This window comes from Streptosporangium sp. NPDC006007, assembly GCF_040614315.1.
In the GTDB taxonomy this organism is placed as follows: Bacteria; Actinomycetota; Actinomycetes; order Streptosporangiales; family Streptosporangiaceae; genus Streptosporangium.
In genome coordinates, this window is the sequence record NZ_JBEXUG010000014.1 from 96,891 (window position 1) to 114,741 (window position 17,851).

Annotated in this window: 14 protein-coding genes; 9 read left to right on the forward strand and 5 right to left on the reverse strand. The window is 68.2% G+C overall.

Features of this window, described 5'->3' with window-relative positions; all coding sequences use genetic code 11:
• Positions 1-9: 9 nt before the first annotated feature.
• The 5 genes from nuoL to ABZ194_RS14060 all read left to right on the forward strand — a co-directional run bounded on the left by nuoL (position 10) and on the right by ABZ194_RS14060 (position 6,512).
• Positions 10-1,872: an NADH-quinone oxidoreductase subunit L gene (gene nuoL, locus ABZ194_RS14040; RefSeq protein ID WP_355596044.1), complete on the forward strand. Its 1,863-nt coding sequence runs from the start codon at positions 10-12 to the stop codon at positions 1,870-1,872.
• Complete coding sequence (locus ABZ194_RS14045; protein WP_355595940.1) at positions 1,872-3,407, forward strand: NADH-quinone oxidoreductase subunit M; 1,536 nt, start codon at positions 1,872-1,874, stop codon at positions 3,405-3,407. Before nuoL ends, ABZ194_RS14045 begins: the two co-directional genes overlap by 1 nt.
• The gene (nuoN, locus tag ABZ194_RS14050) at positions 3,404-4,954 is read left to right on the forward strand and encodes an NADH-quinone oxidoreductase subunit NuoN (protein WP_355595942.1); all 1,551 of its coding nucleotides are present in this window, start codon (positions 3,404-3,406) and stop codon (positions 4,952-4,954) included. Before ABZ194_RS14045 ends, nuoN begins: the two co-directional genes overlap by 4 nt.
• Positions 4,955-4,968: 14 nt before the next feature.
• Positions 4,969-5,964 carry a polyprenyl synthetase family protein gene (locus ABZ194_RS14055; RefSeq protein WP_355595944.1) on the forward strand — a complete coding sequence of 332 codons (996 nt, stop codon included), beginning with the start codon at positions 4,969-4,971 and terminating at the stop codon, positions 5,962-5,964.
• A 149-nt stretch (positions 5,965-6,113) separates the two neighbouring features.
• Complete coding sequence (locus ABZ194_RS14060) at positions 6,114-6,512, forward strand: MarR family transcriptional regulator (RefSeq protein WP_355595946.1); 399 nt, start codon at positions 6,114-6,116, stop codon at positions 6,510-6,512.
• A gap of 33 nt (positions 6,513-6,545) precedes the next feature.
• Here ABZ194_RS14060 and rarD read toward each other — a convergent pair whose 3' ends face one another.
• A complete protein-coding gene (rarD, locus tag ABZ194_RS14065; RefSeq protein ID WP_355595948.1) occupies positions 6,546-7,475 on the reverse strand; it encodes an EamA family transporter RarD in 930 nt (309 codons plus the stop codon).
• A 136-nt stretch (positions 7,476-7,611) separates the two neighbouring features.
• On the opposite strand from rarD, the gene msrA reads away from it, so the two are divergent.
• Together msrA and ABZ194_RS14075 are read left to right on the forward strand one after the other, a co-directional pair.
• Positions 7,612-8,301, forward strand: coding sequence for a peptide-methionine (S)-S-oxide reductase MsrA (gene msrA, locus ABZ194_RS14070; protein ID WP_355595950.1), 690 nt, complete (start codon positions 7,612-7,614; stop codon positions 8,299-8,301).
• Between the two features lie 499 nt (positions 8,302-8,800).
• Positions 8,801-9,766 (forward strand): Fic family protein, encoded by a 966-nt coding sequence (locus ABZ194_RS14075; protein ID WP_355595952.1) that lies wholly within the window; start codon positions 8,801-8,803, stop codon positions 9,764-9,766.
• A 239-nt stretch (positions 9,767-10,005) separates the two neighbouring features.
• On the opposite strand, the gene ABZ194_RS14080 is transcribed toward ABZ194_RS14075, so the two are convergent.
• Positions 10,006-10,530, reverse strand: a complete 525-nt coding sequence (locus ABZ194_RS14080) for an NUDIX hydrolase (protein WP_355595954.1) — start codon at positions 10,528-10,530, stop codon at positions 10,006-10,008.
• 41 nt (positions 10,531-10,571) lie between these two features.
• Complete coding sequence (locus ABZ194_RS14085) at positions 10,572-11,918, reverse strand: transcriptional regulator (RefSeq protein ID WP_355595956.1); 1,347 nt, start codon at positions 11,916-11,918, stop codon at positions 10,572-10,574.
• Positions 11,919-12,182: 264 nt separating this feature from the next.
• On the opposite strand from ABZ194_RS14085, the gene ABZ194_RS14090 reads away from it, so the two are divergent.
• Positions 12,183-12,638, forward strand: coding sequence for a hypothetical protein (locus ABZ194_RS14090; protein WP_355595958.1), 456 nt, complete (start codon positions 12,183-12,185; stop codon positions 12,636-12,638).
• A 23-nt stretch (positions 12,639-12,661) separates the two neighbouring features.
• On the forward strand, positions 12,662-12,982 hold the full coding sequence (locus ABZ194_RS14095; protein ID WP_355595960.1) for a hypothetical protein: 321 nt from the start codon (positions 12,662-12,664) through the stop codon (positions 12,980-12,982).
• Between the two features lie 928 nt (positions 12,983-13,910).
• Here ABZ194_RS14095 and ABZ194_RS14100 read toward each other — a convergent pair.
• Positions 13,911-17,255 (reverse strand): caspase family protein, encoded by a 3,345-nt coding sequence (locus tag ABZ194_RS14100; protein WP_355595962.1) that lies wholly within the window; start codon positions 17,253-17,255, stop codon positions 13,911-13,913.
• A gap of 23 nt (positions 17,256-17,278) precedes the next feature.
• The gene (locus tag ABZ194_RS14105; RefSeq protein WP_355595964.1) at positions 17,279-17,662 is read right to left on the reverse strand and encodes a hypothetical protein; all 384 of its coding nucleotides are present in this window, start codon (positions 17,660-17,662) and stop codon (positions 17,279-17,281) included.
• Positions 17,663-17,851: the final 189 nt, after the last annotated feature.

Consider the following 17,851-nt stretch of genomic DNA (forward strand, 5'->3'; position numbering starts at 1 on the left):
TCCTGGCTGATGATCGCCCTGCCGCTGCTCGGTGCCGCGATCCTGCTGCTGGGCGGGCGCCGTACCGACCGCTGGGGGCATCTCCTCGCCGTCGGCATGTCGCTGGCCGCCTTCGTGATCGCCCTCCTCTCCTTCGTCGAGCTGCTCGGCCTGCCCGAGGGGGAGCGCCGCCAGGGGATCCAGCTGTACCAGTTCATCCCCGGCCTGGCCGACATGGGTGTGCTGATCGACCCGCTGTCGATCAGCTTCGCCCTGCTGATCACCGGTGTGGGCTCGCTGATCCACATCTACTCGATCGGCTACATGTCGCACGACCCCGACCGGCGCCGGTTCTTCGCCTATCTGAACCTGTTCGTCGCGGCGATGCTCCTGCTGGTGCTGGCCGACAACTACGTCGGCCTGTTCATCGGCTGGGAGGGCGTGGGCCTGGCCTCGTACCTGCTGATCGGCTTCTGGCAGTTCAAGCCGTCCGCGGCGGCGGCCGCCAAGAAGGCGTTCATCGTCAACCGCGTCGGCGACGTCGGCCTGCTGATCGCGATCTTCACGGTCTGGACGACGTTCGGCTCGGTCGCCTTCGGTGAGCTCTCCGGCACCGTGGTGGGCGAGGCCCTGAAGTCGGGCCAGGCGTCGCAGGGCACGCTGACCGCGATCGGCCTGCTGCTGCTCCTCGGCGCGTGCGGCAAGTCCGCCCAGCTCCCGCTGCAGTCGTGGCTGCTGGACGCGATGGAGGGCCCGACCCCGGTCTCGGCACTCATCCACGCCGCGACCATGGTCACCGCCGGTGTCTACCTGGTCGTCAGGTCCGGCGTCTTCTTCGAGGCCGCCCCCACCGCGCAGCTGGTCGTCACCATCGTCGGCGTGGCCACGCTGCTGGCCGGTGCGATCATCGGTTGCGCCAAGGACGACATCAAGAAGGGCCTGGCGGGCTCGACGATGTCGCAGATCGGCTACATGATGCTCGGCGCGGGTCTCGGCCCGGTGGGCTACGCCTTCGCGATCGCGCACCTGATCACCCACGGCTTCTTCAAGGCCAACATGTTCCTCGGCGCGGGCTCCGTCATGCACGCCATGAACGACGAGGTCGACATGCGCCGGTACGGCGGGCTGTTCCCGGTGATGAGGGTCACCGCGATCACCTTCATCGTCGGCTACCTGGCGATCATCGGCTTCCCGCTGCTGTCCGGTTACTTCACCAAGGACGGCATCATCGAGACGGCCATGGAGCACAGCGAGATCCTCGGCTGGCTCGCGGTCGTGGGCGCCGGCATCACCGGCTTCTACATGTCGCGGATGATCTTCATGACCTTCTTCGGAGGGAGGCGCTGGGCCGACGACGCGCACCCGCACGAGTCGCCCTCGATCATGACCGTGCCGCTGGTCATCCTGTCCGTCGGCTCGATCTTCCTCGGAGCCTTCCTGATCCTGGGCAACCGGCTCATGCTGTTCCTCGCCCCGGCCGTCGGCCGTCCCGAGCACCTGCCCTCCTTCCACCCCCTCACCCTCCCCGGTCTCGCCACACTCGCACTGGTCGCCGCCGGCGCCGCCTTCGCCTGGTTCAGGTACGGCGCGGCCGAAGTGCCCCGGGTCGCCCCGCGCGGCTCCTTCCTCACCACGTTCGCCCGCCGTGACCTGTACGGCGACGCCCTGAACGAGGCACTGTTCATGCGTCCCGGTCAGTGGCTGACCCGGATCGCGGTGTTCTTCGACAACCGTGGCATCGACGGCCTGGTCAACGGGCTCGCCGCGGCGATCGGCGGCACCTCCGGGCGGCTGCGTCGCATCCAGACCGGCTACGTACGGTCCTACGCGTTGTCCATCCTCTTCGGTGCCGCCCTGGTCGTTGGCGCGCTGCTCTACGTAGGGAACATGTGATGCCCTGGCTCTCGACCCTGATGGCCGTGCCCGTACTGGGCGCGGTGGGTGTCTCCCTTGTCAAGAGTGACAAACTGGCCAAGCAAGTGGCCCTGGCGGTCTCGCTGGTCGTGCTGGCACTGACCGTCGTCATGGCGGCCCTGTTCGACCCGTCCCTGGGCGCGTCCAAGGCCACCCGGTTCCAGTTCGCCGAGGTCCACGAGTGGATCCCGCGCTTCGGGGTGCACTACGGCGTCGGCGTGGACGGCATCGCCCTGGTGCTGATCGCGCTGTCGGCGATCCTCGTGCCGATCGTGATCCTGGCCTCCTGGCACGACGCCGACGGCACCGGGGCCGCGGCCCCGCCCAAGCGGTCGGTGAAGACCTACTTCGCGCTGCTGCTGGTGCTGGAGGCGATGATGATCGGCGTCTTCGCGGCGACCGACGTCTTCCTCTTCTACGTCTTCTTCGAAGCCATGCTGATCCCGATGTACTTCATGATCGGGTCGTACGGTGGCGCCCAGCGGTCCTACGCGGCCGTGAAGTTCCTGCTCTACTCGCTCTTCGGCGGGCTGCTCATGCTGGTCGCGGTGATCGCGCTCTACGTGATCGCCGACAAGGGCACCTTCATGTTCCCCGAGCTGATCGGGGTCATCCAGGACCCGGCCACGCAGAAATGGCTCTTCCTCGGCTTCTTCATCGCGTTCGCGGTCAAGGCGCCGCTCTGGCCGTTCCACACCTGGCTGCCCGACGCGGCGGCACAGGCCCCGGCCGGCGCCGCCGTACTGCTGGTCGGCGTGCTGGACAAGGTCGGCACCTACGGCATGCTCCGCTTCTGCCTGGAGCTGTTCCCCGACGCCGCCAAGTTCTTCACCCCGCTGGTGATCGTGCTCGCGGTGGTGGGCATCGTCTACGGCGCGATCGTGGCCATCGGCCAGACCGACATGAAGCGCCTGATCGCCTACACCTCGATCTCGCACTTCGGTTTCATCGCGCTGGGCGTCTTCGCGATGACCACCGACGCCGGTGCGGGTGCCACCCTCTACATGGTCAACCACGGTTTCTCGACCGGCGCGCTCTTCCTGATCGCCGGCTTCCTGATCTACCGCCGGGGTTCCAGCCAGATCGCCGACTACGGGGGCGTGCAGAAGGTCGCCCCGCTGCTGGCCGGCACCTTCCTGATCGCCGGCCTGTCCGGCCTCTCGCTGCCGGGGCTGTCCACGTTCGTCAGCGAGTTCATGGTCCTGATCGGCACCTACGAGCGCTACGTCGTTCCGGCGGTCATCGCCACCAGCGGCGTGGTCCTGGCGGCCGTGTACATCCTGTGGATGTACCAGCGCACGATGACCGGCCCCACGGCCGAGTCCGTCAAGACCCTCCCGGACCTCAACATCCGGGAGAAGTGGGTGGTGGGCCCGCTGATCGCGGTGATCATCGCCCTCGGCTTCTTCCCCAAGCCGGCGCTCGACATGATCAATCCGGCGGTGGACCACACGCTGTCCAACGTCCACGTCAACCCGCCGGCCGTCGCTGACAAGAAGGGGGCCGGGCAGTGAACGGCACCATCCAAGCTCCGACGATCGAGTACGCCCTGCTCTTCCCGGTGCTGATCGTGTTCACCGCGGCGATCGTCGGTGTGCTGGTCGAGGCGTTCGCGCCCCGCTACCTGCGCAAGTCGATCCACGTGCCGCTCACGCTGCTGACGCTGTTCGGCGCGTTCGTCACGACCGTGATGGCCGCGGCCAACGGCCTGCCGGCCACGCCCGCCGCGATGGGCTCGGTCGCGGTGGACGGCCCTTCCCTGTTCATCTGGGGCATCATCCTCATCCTGGCCTTCATCAGCACGCTGCTGATCAACGACGACGAGCAGTTCGTCGCGCAGGCGGCGGCCGTACCGGGCAGCGTCGACGAGGAGAACGCGGTCCGCAGCGGGTTCGCCCAGACCGAGGTCTACCCGCTGCTGCTCTTCGCGGTCGGCGGCATGCTGCTCTTCCCGGCGGCCAACGACCTGCTGATCATGTTCGTGGCCCTGGAGGTCATGTCCCTGCCGCTGTACCTTCTCTGCGGCCTGGCCCGCCGTCGCCGCCTGCTCTCGCAGGAGGCGTCGGTCAAGTACTTCCTGCTCGGCGCCTTCTCCTCGGCGTTCTTCCTGTACGGCATGGCCCTGCTGTACGGCTACGCGGGCTCGGTCGACCTGCGGGCCATCAGCGAGTCGCTCGGCACGGTCTCCGGCAACGAGCCCCTGCTGCTCGTCGGCACCGCGCTGGTCGGCGTCGGCCTGCTTTTCAAGATCGGTGCGGCGCCGTTCCAGGCGTGGAAGCCCGACGTCTATCAGGGCGCGCCCACCGCGGTCACCGCCCTGATGGCCTCCACCGTGCTGGTGGCGGCCTTCGGCGCCGTGCTCCGCGTCTTCTGGGTCGCCCTGGGCAATCTGGACTGGGACTGGCGCCCGGCCATGTGGGGCGTCGCGATCCTGACCATGATCGTCGGTGCGATCCTGGCGATCACCCAGACCGACATCAAGCGCATGCTGGCCTACTCCTCGATCGCGCACGCGGGCTTCCTGCTCACCGGCGTGATCGCCACCGGCGCCGCGGAGCAGAACTCCCAGTCGCTGTCGGCGATCCTGTTCTACCTGGCCGCGTACGGCTTCACCACGGTCGGCGCCTTCGCGGTGGTCACCATGGTCCGCGACGCGGGCGGCGAGGCCGGGCATCTGTCCCGGTGGGCCGGGCTCGGCAAGCGGGCCCCGGTGCTGGCGGGCACCTTCGCCTTCTTCCTGCTGGCCTTCGCCGGCATCCCGCTGACGAGCGGTTTCTTCGGCAAGTACGCCGTGTTCACGGCGGCGGTCGGCGGCGGTGCGCTGCCGCTGGTCATCGTGGGTGTGGTGAGTTCGGCGATCGCCGCGTTCTTCTACGTCCGCGTGATCGTGCTGATGTTCTTCAACGAGCCGGCCGCGGACGGCCCGAGCATCGCCGCGCCCAGCGTGGGGACCTCGGCCGTGGTGGCTCTCGCCGCAGCGGCTACGGTAGTGCTGGGGGTCTTTCCTCAGCCGGTGCTCACGTTGGCGGACCAGGCCGCGTCCGCGCTGTTCATTCGTTAGGGGAGTAGGGCTTCATGGCTGCGCCACCAGTTGTTGATCTTCCGTTCGTCGACGAGCGGCTGGCGCAGGATCTCGCCGACGGTCTGGCGCAGGTCGAGAAGCTGCTGCGCTCCTCGGTGGAGAGTGAGGACGCCTTCGTCACGGAGGCGTCCAAGCACCTCATCGAGGCGGGTGGCAAGCGGTTCCGGGCCATGCTCGTGCTGCTCGCCGCCCAGTTCGGGGCTCCGGGGGCCCCGGAGGTGGTGCCCGGGGCTGTGGTCATCGAGCTGACCCATCTGGCGACCCTCTACCACGACGACGTCATGGACGAGGCCCCGGTGCGCAGGGGGTCCCAGTCGGCCAACGCCCGCTGGGACAACACGGTGGCCATCTTGACCGGTGACTACCTGTTCGCCCAGGCGTCGGAGATCCTCGCCGACCTGGGCCCCGACATCATCCGGATCCAGGCTCAGACCTTCTCGCGCCTGGTGCGCGGTCAGATCCGCGAGACCATCGGCCCGCGGCGCGGTGAGAACCACGTGACCCACTACATCGGCGTGCTGGCCGATAAGACCGGCTCGCTGATCGCCACCTCCGGCCGGTTCGGCGCCATGCTGAGCGGAGCGTCTCCGGAGATCGTCGACCGGCTGACCCGGGCCTGCGAGGCCATCGGGGTCGGCTGGCAGCTCGGGGACGACCTGCTCGACGTCGCCTCCGAGTCGGTCGAGTCCGGCAAGACACCCGGTACCGACCTGCGCGAGGGTATCCGTACCCTGCCGGTGCTCTATGCCCTGGAGTCCGACGCCCCGGAGGACGGCCGCCTGCGTGAGCTGCTGGCCGGCCCGGTGCCCGAGGAGGACGTCGAGGAGGCACTCCGTCTGCTCCGGGTGAACCCGGCCATGGCCCGGGCCCGTGCCGAGTTGGTCGCCTGGGTCGACCGGGCCAAGAGGGACCTTTTCGCACTTCCGGACATTCCAGCCCGTGCCGCCTACCTCGCCCTCTGCGACTACGTCGTCGAGCGCTCCGGCTAGCCCCGGGTCCGCGTTCCGGCCAGGTCATGGAGGTGGTTGGTTGTGGGGACTGTGTCGCGATTTTCCCGTAATACGTCGTTTGTCGGCATAAGACGATATTGCAGACAAATGTAGGATTTTTTAGGGCGAACGCTTCGAGGAGACTCACGATGACCTGGAACCGGTTCGTGCGCCTGCACGCCCGGGTGGAGGCCGAGCTGACCAAGGCGCTGCAGCGCGGTCACGGGCTTGGCCTGTCGGAGTACCGTGCGCTGGAGCGGCTCGCCGCCGCCGGCGGCGAACTGCGGATGCAGGAGCTGGCCGACGCCCTCGGGCTGAACCAGAGCTCGGTGACCAGGCTGGTCGCCCGGCTGGAGGAGGCCGGGCTGACCCGTCGCGACCTGTGCTCGGCCGACCGGCGCGGCGTCTACTCGGTGATCACCGTCGACGGGCGCGCCCGGCTGACCGAGGCCATGCCCACCTATGAACGCTCCCTCGCCGCGGCCCTGGAACATGCCTGCGCCGACCCCGACCTGACCCCCCTGGTCACACTGGTCCGGGGTTCCTGACCCGCGAGCGGGGCCGGTCCCGGTCGTCGGAGGTCAGGCGGTCACCGGCTCCGGCTCGGGCTCCGGTGTCTTAGGGCGGCGGGCGCGGGCCTCACGGGCGGCGCGCAGGCTGTCCCAGGTGAAGAGCGACAGGGCCAGCCAGACGACGGCGAACCCCACCCAGCGGCTCGGCGGCATGACCTCGTGGGCGACGAGGACCCCGCAGAGGAACTGCAGCACCGGGGCGATGTACTGCAGCAGGCCCATCATGGTGAGCGGCACCCGGAGCGCCGCGGCGGTGAAGCAGAGCAGCGGAACGGCGGTGATCACACCGGCCCCGGCCAGCAGCAGGGCGTGGCCGGCGCCCGTGGTCCCGAACGTGCCGGTGCCCTGCTGCTGCAGGTAGAGCAGGTAGCCGAGCGCGGGCGGCAGCAGCACCAGCGTCTCGACGGTCATGCTCTCCGCGGCGCCCACCTGCGCGATCTTCTTGACCAGGCCGTAGGTGCCGAAGCTGACCGCCAGCACCAGGGCGATCCACGGGGGCCGGCCGTAGTCGACGGCGAGGATGATCACCGCCAGGCTCCCCAGTCCGACCGCGCCCCACTGCCAGGGCCGCAGCCGCTCCTTGAGCAGGACGACACCGAAGAGCACGCTGACCAGTGGGTTGATGAAGTAGCCGAGCGCGCTCTCGACCACGTGCCCGGTGTTCACGGCGTAGATGTAGACGCCCCAGTTGACGGTGACGATCATGGCGGCGAGCACGAGGAGGCCGAGTTTCCCCGGGGTGCGCAGTAGCTCGCGGAGCCAGGACCAGTGCCGCCGGGCCACCAGGATCGCCACGACGACGATGAGAGACCAGGTGATGCGGTGGGCCAGGATCTCCAGCGCACCGGAAGGCTTCAGGAGTGGCCAGTACAGCGGGAACAGGCCCCACATGCTGTAGGCGGCGATGCCGTACAGGACTCCACGGCGCGATTCAGGCATGTAACCCATTTTTACTGCTTACCGCATTTAATACAAATTAGCAGTCCTTGTTAGACCGTTAAGGAGTCCTTACGGGAACAGATGGCCGCGCCACACGGTTGCCTTCTGGTGGGAACGTGTCAGAAGGAGGTTCGCGATGGGCTGGCTGTTCGGCAAGGACAAGACTTCCATGGTGTCTGAGGAGGACGCGCTCCCGGGGCGGGCCACAAGCGTGGCGATGCCCGGCCGTCACGCGGTCCTCGACGTCTCGCCGGCTCCGCCGTACCCCGCCGGGACCGAGATCGCCGACTTCGCCCTCGGCTGCTTCTGGGGTGCCGAGCGTAAGTTCTGGCAGACCCCGGGCGTGGTGTCCACCTCGGTCGGTTACGCGGGCGGCTACACCCCCAACCCGACCTACGAGGAGGTGTGCACCGGCCGGACCGGTCACACGGAGATGGTCCGCGTGGTGTTCGACCCCTCCCGGATCTCCTACGAGGACCTGCTCCGCGTCTTCTGGGAGGCCCACGACCCCACGCAGGGCATGCGCCAGGGCGGCGACATCGGCACCCAGTACCGCTCGGCGATCCACTTCCACTCGCCCGAGCAGGAGAAGTCCGCCCTGACCTCGCGTGACGCCTACCAGAAGGCGCTCACCGGCTCCGGCCACGGCTCCATCACCACCGAGATCGCCCCCGCCGGCGACTACTTCCCGGCCGAGGAGTACCACCAGCAGTACCTCCACCGCAACAAAAACGGCTACTGCGGAATCGGCGGCACCAACGTCAAGCTAGGTGACCCATCCGAGTGGGGCGCCTGCCAGACAGGCCTGGTCCCGACGGAGGAGTAGCGCCGAACTTCGCTTGTACGGTTCACGCCCAGCTTCTGGGCGTGAACCGTATCCGTCTGCGCAACTTCGTCGTCGCTCCTCCGTCGATCAAGGCGGATCGGCGCCGATCACCTTCGAATGACCGGCATCGAACGCACTGTGGTAGGCGCCGGTGCAGTGCGGATGACCTTTCGGCTCGGTGCCCGACGGGGCTGAGGACCTTTTGTGAGCAGAGGGCGGGAGCGCTGGAACCTCCGGGCGATGGCCAGCCTCCCCGGAGGGGATCTCGTTCGTTCGCTGGGTAAGGAGTCCATGTCGGGAGGATGACGCCGACCAGGGCGATCGAGGGCTCCGACGTCCTTCCCTCCTTGGCCGCGGCATCGGGAGAGTTGTTCGGTTCGCTTTTTTTGGCCGAAGCGAACAAGTCAGGTTGACTTTGTTCGGTACAGTTATATCGACTCAGCCGAACAAAATCATGGGGGCGTCGGTGTCGGGACCGGGCAGGCCATCCAGGGCGACTGTGTATCAGCGCCTCGACGAGGCCGTTCGAGAACTCCGTGACCGCTTGGGCGGGCTGCCTTCGCCTGCTGAGGCAGAGGACATCTGGTCTGACATCTGGCACCAGGAGGCACACAACAGCACTGCGATCGAGGGCAACACGCTCGTGTTGCAAGAGGTGGAGAAGCTCCTTGAGGAGGGCCGGGCGGTAGGCGCGAAGCCGCTCAGGGACTACATGGAGGTGAGGGGGTACGGCGACGCTGCGAAGTGGGTGTACGGGCAGGCGTTGGAGCCGGGAGACTGGCAGAACGGAGATCTCATCACGCTCCAGGAAGTTCGCCAGATACACCACACCGCCATGTCGCTCGTGTGGGCTGTAGATCCCCATCCGCATGCCACCCCCGCCGAAGGCCCGGGGAACTTCCGGCAGCACGAGATCGCCAAGTTCCCAGGAGGTATGAAGCCGCCGCCATGGCCGGAAGTCGACTCCCAGATGCGGGACTGGGTAAAGGTCGTCGATGACCTTCGCGGCGAGTCCGAGGAACCCCTCCCCGAACGCTTGGCCCACGTTCATAACCGGTTCGAACAAATACATCCGTTCCTCGACGGCAACGGACGGACGGGCCGTTTGGTGCTCAACTTGATACTTTGCAGGACTGGATATCCACCAGCGATCATCTACAAGCGCGACCGCGACAAGTACCTTCAGGCGATGCGCCGAGCCGACAATGACGAGTTCGGCCCGTTGGGTGAACTCATCGCACGCAGCGTGACGACGAATCTGTACCGCTTCGTCATGCCAGCGGTGGCTGGCCCGGTCAAACTTGTCCCCCTACCTGCTCTCGCGACGCGCGACGTCACCGAAAACGCTCTTCGGGTGGCTGCCGCACGGGGACGACTTCGTGCGGTCAAGGGCGACGACGGCATGTGGCGTAGCAGCAAGAAGTGGGTGAACGACTATCTCAAGTCGAGGCACCGCAGGTCGTGATGCATCTGCCGTGGATGAAAGGTGGCCTGAGCGGCAGGGCCACACCAACAGCCTCCCTTCTACCTCAATGGTTACTGCGGCCTCAGGGGCACCAACGTCAAGCTAGGTGACCCATCCGAATGGGGCGCCTGTCAGACGGGCTTGGCCCCGACGGAGAAGTAGTTCCATGGCTTTTGCCGGACGGCTTGTGCTCAACTGCTGAGCGTGAGCCGTCCTGCTGTCCGGATTTCAGCCAGTTTCTATCGCTCGGTGAGGGTGTACAGCAGGGCGGCCATGCTGGTGCCGCTCACGATGTCGCCCTTGCCGACCAGCCGGGGGATGTCGCTTAGCGGTACCCACTCGATGCGCTCGGCCTCCCATCCATCGGTGGGCGGGCCGAGGTGGACGGCGCTGTCGGCGCGGAAGACGTGGTGAACGGAGTCGGAGATGCCGTTGGTCGGCTGGACCTTCACCAGCGGGCGCAGCGGCCCGGGCCGCCAGCCGGTCTCCTCCTCGACCTCGCGCGCCGCGGCGGTCGCCGGTTCCTCCCCGTCCTCGATCTTCCCGATGGGGATCTCCCACCCCCAGGAGTCGGTGATGAAACGATGCCGCCAGATCAGCAGCACCCGGCGCCGCTCGTCGGTGACCACGGCTCCTGCTCCGGGCGCGGTGCGGATCAGCCGATGGTCCAGATGCCTGCCGTCGGGCAGTTCCACATCCGCCACCCGGACATCGAGCCACGCATCGGTGTAGAGCGGCTCTTCGGAGTTGACCTGCCAGCGCATGCGGCGTACTCCCGGTGTGGTTGCCTGGTCTCGGTCTCACGCTATAGGGGCAGTCGTGCCTGTTGGCGTACCCGCGCCAGAAACCCTCGGACCACACGGGCGTCGAAGGGCCGCAGTGCGTCGGCCACCGTGGCGACCCGTTCGGCGATGCGCTCGGACTCCATGCCCTGCGCGCGTTCCAGCATGATCTCGGCGGTGGCGACGGCCTGGTCCAGTTCGCGACGCTCGGCCAGGACGAGGGCGAGGGTGGCGAGCCGGTGTGTCTGGCCGCGCAGGTGGCAGGTATCGGCAGACTTGAGCGCCTCCTCGGCGTAGGTCTGGGCCGCCATGAGATCACCGAGCCGCCGCAACGCTTCGGCGTGCTGGCATTCCAGCAGGCCCGGCTGGACGTAGCCGGTCTCCGGCGGTTCCTCCGCCTGCCGGATTCGAGTGGCCGTTGTCTCCGATCGCCGCAGATGCGCATGACAGCTCGCCCGATCTCCGACCCGCGCGTACGCCTTGGCCTGAAGCGTGTGAAGGTCGGTCACCAGAGCGGGACTCAGATGATCGCGGGCTCCCCGCAACGCGGTCTCGGCGTACTGGATCACATACCGGTACTTTCCCTGGGACATGGCCTGGTTGGCCAGCAGAGCGACCACGTAACCGCCGAACGCCAGACTGCCGGACGCCTTGGCCATCCGCAGCGCGTGGAACAGGTAACGCTGGGAAAGCGCCTGACGGCCGGAATCGTAGGCGCAGATGCCCGCGAGCGCGACCAGGCCGCCCGCCGCCCGGAACAGCTCCCGCCCTGTTCGGTCGTCGTGGCCGCCCTTGAGCAGCGGTGTCACGCCGGCGTTGAGGAACGCCACGATGCGGGGCCGTACCGGTACGCCGCCGACGCGACGGTACATCTGCTCGTAGCGGACACGCGCGTCCTTGAGCATCTGCACGTCGTCCCCGCTCACCGGGTGCGGCCCTCGGCGCGAGAGGTCCGGCTCATCAGGCGGGTTCTCCCAGTCGAAGACGGGCGCGATGGCCGCCGGTCCTTCGATCATCGTGGCGCCCGCCAGGAATGCCTGGTCGCCGAGATCTCCCCGCCATAACGCGACCGCCTGATCAATGGTCTGAGGCAACCCTGGCTCGTCCGGTTCGGCCCGGTTACGGGTCATGCCGATGTCCGAGAGCGTCAGAGTCCGGCCGACCTTCCCTCCGACGATCTCACAGATGATCTCCGGCACGTCTCCGCGGGGGATGGCTCTGTCCCTGATCCATCGGGCGACGGCGGTGTGGTCGTAGCGTGTCGGGCGCTGAGCGGTCGCCGTGGCCGCATTGATGCGTACGGCCAGTCCGGCGTGTGAAATCCCCGCCTCGGCCAGCAGCGCGTCAAGCAAAATGTTCGGCTCGCCCATCGGCCTGCCTCCCCGTCGGCGCCCCCTCTTCTCGGAGTGTAAGCAGGGCGCCACGAATCAGACAGGTCATCCGCTCGGATGGTCCATCACGACTGGATCGCTTTCACACAGGGTGTGAACCCAATCCCACAGCTTGAGCCGATCACGCCCTTACGCCGCCACACACTCGGGCGTTCCACTGGCTCCACCCGCACAGGAGGCGGACCCGCCGAAACGAAGCGACTCGTCCGGCGGGTCCTCAACCGCACACTGGAGGTGCGATCCGTGGACAACCTTAAAGCCGGCCACGACCGCCAACGCAAACGCGACATCCCTGAGATGGGTACTCCAACTCCCCCGCCGGCGGCAGAAGACAGGGCGGTCACCGAGGCCGTAGCCGAAAGGCAGGACGAGGCGCTGACCGTGGTGCAGCGGCTTCTCAAGGAGCGGGGCATCCGTTCCCGCCGCGACCACAGGATCAGCCTGGGGCTGTTCGCCAACCGGGAGGACCTGGTCTGGCCGGACCGTACGGCTCCCCGGTCGTGGATGAGGCGATACCCGCCTGAACTGGTCGTGACCGACCCTCAGGGGCGGTGCACGGCCACGGTGACGATCGAGCGGCGTTCGGACCGCTACCTGCTGGCGCTGCGCGGCGGCCCCGACTCCGAACCGGTGAGAGCACACGAAGCGGGAAAGGTCGTGGCTCTGATCACGCAAGCCGCATCGCGGGCGTCGGCGTGATCAGGCAGAGGCAACCGCGCTCCGTGATGACGGTCATGCCCCGGCTCCCGGACACCCCGGCGGTGCGAGCCGCCGAACGGTTGCGGCTTACCCTTGCTCAGCACGGGAGGGGCGCCAGGGTCTACGGCGGATACGGGCTGGCGCTGCTGACGGTCGGCCCCATGATCGTGTGGTGCAACGGGGAACGCTTCTGGTGGTGCGCGGGCTGGGACGCCCGGCGACGCCGACCGGTCTACGGCTCACAACAGGCCGGCCAGATCGAGCGGACCGCCCGGCGCGTCGTCTTCCACTGCACCCGCCTTCACGAACGGCAGCCACAGCAGTCCCCTGAGCGCGCGTCATGAGCGATCCTGCGGAGTACGTGAGCCCACACGCGGCCATGACTCAGCGCGATCACACGGCGCTCACCTGGTCGGCTCCTCAGCACGCGACCGAGCGGGCACGTCCGATCTTGTGGACCTGCTCCTGCCGGGCAGCGGTCTATGAGCTGTGCCAGGGCGGCGGCCGGACGTTCCTCCGCCGCACTGCGCAACTCGACGGCGGGCCGGTGGTACACGAAACGCCATACTGGCCGATCGGTCGGGCTCGGTTGACCTGGGCGAACCTGTTGTGCGGCGGAGCCCGATAGCCGCCCCCGCACAACCTGCCCCAAAGCCGGTACGGCGACGCGGCCTTCCCCCGTGTCCGCGTCGCCGTACCTAACCAGAAACCGCCGTGTGCAGGCTGTATGTCATTCGGGGTAGCCCAGCTCTCCAGGTCGCAATGCGAACTACGCGAGACGGTGTTGCTGAACGGATTAAAAGACACCCGCTTTAGGAGTGCGATCGTCTTTCTTGGCGATTACCGCCCTGAACTGCTGAAACTGTACATCTAATGATCACCTCTCTATTGATCGTTCCGCGCATGCTCCGTGCTCGGGGACTCGATTGCTGCGGTCAGCAGGTCATTCGGTGGCAAAGCCTGACGGAGGAGGGCTGCGAGGTTTCCTGAGTCAACCCGGCGCTACTCTTTCACGCTGTTTCTCCTGACTGGATGCGCAGTGAGGAACCACGTCCTCCGGTGGCAAGGTGATCCGGACCGCAGCGAAGCGAGGACCGGGCGCCGCGGCAGTCCTCAAAACAGCGGCTGACCGATCACAGATCGTGTGCCCACCAGGCCAAGAGGTGACGGCCCCCATGAGGTCGCCAGAGCATGGTCTCCCATGAGTCGATCACCCCGGCCGGCTACGGCCAGCGCCGAAGTGAGCGATGATCGTCACGGTCTGAACGGTAGTCATGGGCAGATTTTCCGATAGGGCTCGTTGGGCAGGTACTGCGCCCAGTTCTCCTTACTCATGGGACTTCCTATGAGAGCGCAGACATCGGAGAACGGATCAACAGGAAGACTCGTGTCCCATAGCCGGGCGGTGTTGTCGGCGCCGGCGGTGGCCAGTTGCTTCCCGTCGGGGCTGAACGCCACCTCGGACACGTCGTCTGTGTGGCCGGTGAGGGTGTGGAGGGGTTTGCCGGTGCTCGCATCCCATAACCGGGCAGTACCGTCGTAGCCGGCGGTGGCCAGTTCCTTCCCGTCGGGGCTGAACACCACCTCGGACACGAAGCCTGTGTGGCCGGTGAGGGTGCGGAGGAGTTTGCCGGTGCTCGCATCCCATAACCGGGCGGTTTTGTCGGCGCCGGCGGTGGCCAGTTGCTTCCCGTCGGGGCTGAACACCACCTCGAACACGTCGCCTTCGTGGCCGGTGAGGGTGCGGAGGGGTTTGCCGGTGCTCGCATCCCATAACCGGGCAGTACCGTCGTAGCCGGCGGTGGCCAGTTGCTTCCCGTCGGGGCTGAACGCCACCGCGAACACGCCGTCTGTGTGGCCGGTGAGGGTGCGGAGGGGTTTGCCGGTGCTCGCATCCCATAACCGGGCGGTTTTGTCGGCGCCGGCGGTGACCAGTTGCTTCCCGTCGGGGCTGAACACCACCGCGAACACGCCGCCTTCGTGGCCGGTGAGGGTGGCGCGTTGCGGGCTGAGGAAGGCCTTGAGCATGCTCACGCGTGCTTCGGGGGTGTCGGCGATGTGCCAGGCGGTGGTGCTCAGCTGGCGTGCCAGCGTGGTGTCGGCATCGCCGATGCTTTCGCTCTGTGCCGCCAGCTGGCGCGACAGGGAGCGCCTGCTTTCCTGAGCAGTGCTGACCGCCAGATAGCTGGCAACGCCGGTGGCGGTGAGGGTCAGGACCAAAAGCAGGCTTAAGGCGAGCAGCGTCTGGCGGCGGCGGCGGGTGCGACGGGTTTCGGCGTGCTGGCCGTCGTGCAGGAAGCGGTGGGCGGTGTCGGTCAGGGCGGGGTAGCGGCCGGGGTCGCTCTGCCACAGCGTGCACGCCTGCTGGGCGGCCTCCAGCCGGGTGCCCTGGTACAGGAACGCCGCGTCGTGGTCGTGGCGCTGCCATTGGGCGGCGTCCTCGCTGAGCTGCTGATGGATCAGCAAGGTGGCGCGGTCGGTGTCGATCCACAGCCGCAGCTGGGGCCAGGCCCGGATCAGGGCCTCGTGGGTGATCTGCGCGGTGTCGGCGTCCACGGTCAGCAGGCGGGCGTGCACGAAGTGGTCCACCACCCGGCGGACCGCGGCATGCTCAGGGGCGCCGGCGGCGGGCAGTAGATCGGCCAGGGGCAGGGTGCGGCGGGTGTCGTCCTGGCCGTCGCCGAGCCGGACCAGGCGGGTGAGCAGTCGGCGGGCGGTCTGGCGGGCGGGCAGGTCGAGGTGATCCAGGGCGGTGTCGGCGGTGCGGGCCAGCGCCCGGCGGATCCCGCCGGTGGCGCGGTATCCGGCCATGGTCAGCATCCGGCCGTCCCGGTGCTGCCAGGTGACCAGCAGCGCGTGTGACAGCAACGGCAGCACCCCACCCACACCGGCGGTGCCGCCGACAGCCCCCGCACCATTGCCGGCGGTGCCCGTATCGGCGGCGGAGGGGTCTGTGGGGGCGGGCTCGGCGAGGAGAGGGGTGGTGCCGACGTCGTCCAGGACGAGGTCGATCAGCCCGGGTTCGAGGGTGAGCCCGGCCCGCCGGGCGGGGCCTTCGATCGCCTGACGCAGCTGGGCGAAGGTCATCGGGCCGACCACCACGGCATGTTCCAGCGCGGGGACCAGTTCCAGATAGGTGGAGCAGTGCCCGAAGAAGTCGGCCCGCATGCCGATGACGACCGCCGCCGCGGCCGTCTCTCCGGCGGCGACACCTGCCACGTTCGCCGCACGAGAGGTCTTGGCTGTGCCTGCGGTGCCCGCTGTGCCTGTGGCCGAGCCTGCCGCGCCTGCCGTGTTCGCAGCGCCTTGAGCGGGTGGGGCGCCGACGGTTTTGCGGCAGAGGGTGTGCAGGGCCCGGATGAAGATCCGCCGCTGCTGCTCATCGGAGCAGGCGGTGAACAGCTCTTCGAACTGGTCGGCCACGATCACCACCTGGCGGCCCCCCATCGCCTGCCTGAGCACGCTCCCCACAACGGCCGCATCCTGCTCCAGCTGCGTGCGCAGGTCCGCCGCGGGCATGCCGGTCAGCGGGGCCAGGCGGGCGGCCAGCGCGCCCACCGGGTCGGCGCCGGGAGTAAGAAGGACGACCTCGGTGCAGGTTGAGCGGTGCAGGGCCGGGGTCAGGCCCGCGCGCAGCAGCGAGGACTTGCCCGAGCCGGACGGCCCGGTCACCACCAGCAGGCCCCCGGAGGTGACCTGGGCGGCGACCCGGTCGACGAGCACCCGGGTCAGCTCGGCGCGGCCGAAGAAGTACTCGGCGTCCTGCGGCCCGTAAGCGGCCAGCCCCCGGTACGGGCTGAACTGCCCGCTGTCTTGTGCCGCGTGGTCATCGCCTTGACCATCGGCCGGAGCTGCCCGGCCGGCCGGGCGGGTGGTGGCTGCGGGGTGGGCGGGGTTGAGCGCCACGGGCTGACGGTCGCCGTGGTCGGTGGCCTGACGGCGGGGCGCGGGAAAGCCCTGCTCGGGCAGGGTGCGGGCCAGGCAGCGGTAGACGTCGTCCAAGGTGAGCACCGCCGGCGCGGTGGGATCCCCGCCGGTGAGCAAACTGATCAGCGCGCCGGTGAAGGCGGTGTGCCGCCGGTCGGGCGGGGCCCAGGCGGCCTGGTCGCGGCCCGTGGCGGCCAGCAGGTAGGTGCCCTGCGGGGTGGCCTCCAGCAGCCGCCGGCCCGCCTCCCGGGCGGCCGGGGTGGCCCGCCCGGAAAAGCAGCAGTCCATCACGATCACGATCACCGGCGCGGTGCACCGCGTCACGACCTGGCGCAACGCGGCGTACGGCAGCGCCTGGTGTGCGGGGATCCCCTCGTGCAGGTCGACGGTGGCGTGCGTGGCCAGATGGAGGTCGTTGCCGGCGTCGACCAGGCCGTGGCCCACGTAGTAGACCACCAGCACGTCGGTGGCCTGCCGGGCCGCCTCGACGAGGGCGGCACCGAATTCCACCGGTCCGGCCGGGTCGATCACGACGGTCAGCGCGGCCGGGTCCAGCCCCGCCCGCTCCACCAGGCAGCGGCCCAGATCGGTGACCGTGCCGGCCACCGAGTCGACCTCGGGCAGGGACGATCCGGCCGTGTAGGTCCCCGAGCCCACCACCACGACACGGGCACCCGGGGAGGCGAGCATCAACCGTGGGCCGCCGCCAGCGGTCATTCGTCGGGGTCGGTGGTGTCGAGCAACTGGGTGATGAAGGTGGCCAGCTCACGGACCTGAGCCTGATCCAGGCCCTTGACTCCCTTGGCGGTGACCTCCAGGGTTTCCCCGTCCTCTCCGCCGCGGGTCAGTTTCACCCCGACCTCACCGGAGCGGTTCGACAGCCAGGCGATCAGTACACCGGCGGCGGTGGCCGCCCCACCCCCGGCGCCTAAGATCAGCTGCAACACATCCGGGGCCGCGCCCAGCGCCCCGGCCGGAATCGCCGCCTCACGAATCCTGACCCGGCCCCGCAAATCAGGTTCCTCCGACATCCAGGAATGCAGGTCGCGAAGCAGGTCCGCAACCCCATCACCCGAAATGGCCACAAAAACACTCATAGAACCCTCCCGGCCCGACGCGACCTTATTGCCCGAATGTGTTGATTTGAGGGAATCGCAGCCGAGTCGCCACTCCATCCCGATACGGCCTGTATTTGTATATCAGCCGCCTGTCCCCCTGCTGGGGGCGATCACCGAAATTTCGCACGCTCCGTCGATGTGAAGAACCGGAAGCGGGATGACCGAGGG

Coding starts and splice junctions, on each gene's coding strand:
- ABZ194_RS14105 (WP_355595964.1), bottom strand. CDS start 17,662: ATGAGTGTTTTTGTGGCCATTTCGGGTGATGGGGTTGCGGACCTGCTT.
- ABZ194_RS14055 (WP_355595944.1), top strand. CDS start 4,969: ATGGCTGCGCCACCAGTTGTTGATCTTCCGTTCGTCGACGAGCGGCTG.
- ABZ194_RS14100 (WP_355595962.1), bottom strand. CDS start 17,255: ATGCTCGCCTCCCCGGGTGCCCGTGTCGTGGTGGTGGGCTCGGGGACC.
- msrA (WP_355595950.1), top strand. CDS start 7,612: ATGGGCTGGCTGTTCGGCAAGGACAAGACTTCCATGGTGTCTGAGGAG.
- ABZ194_RS14080 (WP_355595954.1), bottom strand. CDS start 10,530: ATGCGCTGGCAGGTCAACTCCGAAGAGCCGCTCTACACCGATGCGTGG.
- ABZ194_RS14085 (WP_355595956.1), bottom strand. CDS start 11,918: ATGGGCGAGCCGAACATTTTGCTTGACGCGCTGCTGGCCGAGGCGGGG.
- ABZ194_RS14060 (WP_355595946.1), top strand. CDS start 6,114: ATGACCTGGAACCGGTTCGTGCGCCTGCACGCCCGGGTGGAGGCCGAG.
- ABZ194_RS14045 (WP_355595940.1), top strand. CDS start 1,872: ATGCCCTGGCTCTCGACCCTGATGGCCGTGCCCGTACTGGGCGCGGTG.
- rarD (WP_355595948.1), bottom strand. CDS start 7,475: ATGCCTGAATCGCGCCGTGGAGTCCTGTACGGCATCGCCGCCTACAGC.
- nuoL (WP_355596044.1), top strand. CDS start 10: ATGATCGCCCTGCCGCTGCTCGGTGCCGCGATCCTGCTGCTGGGCGGG.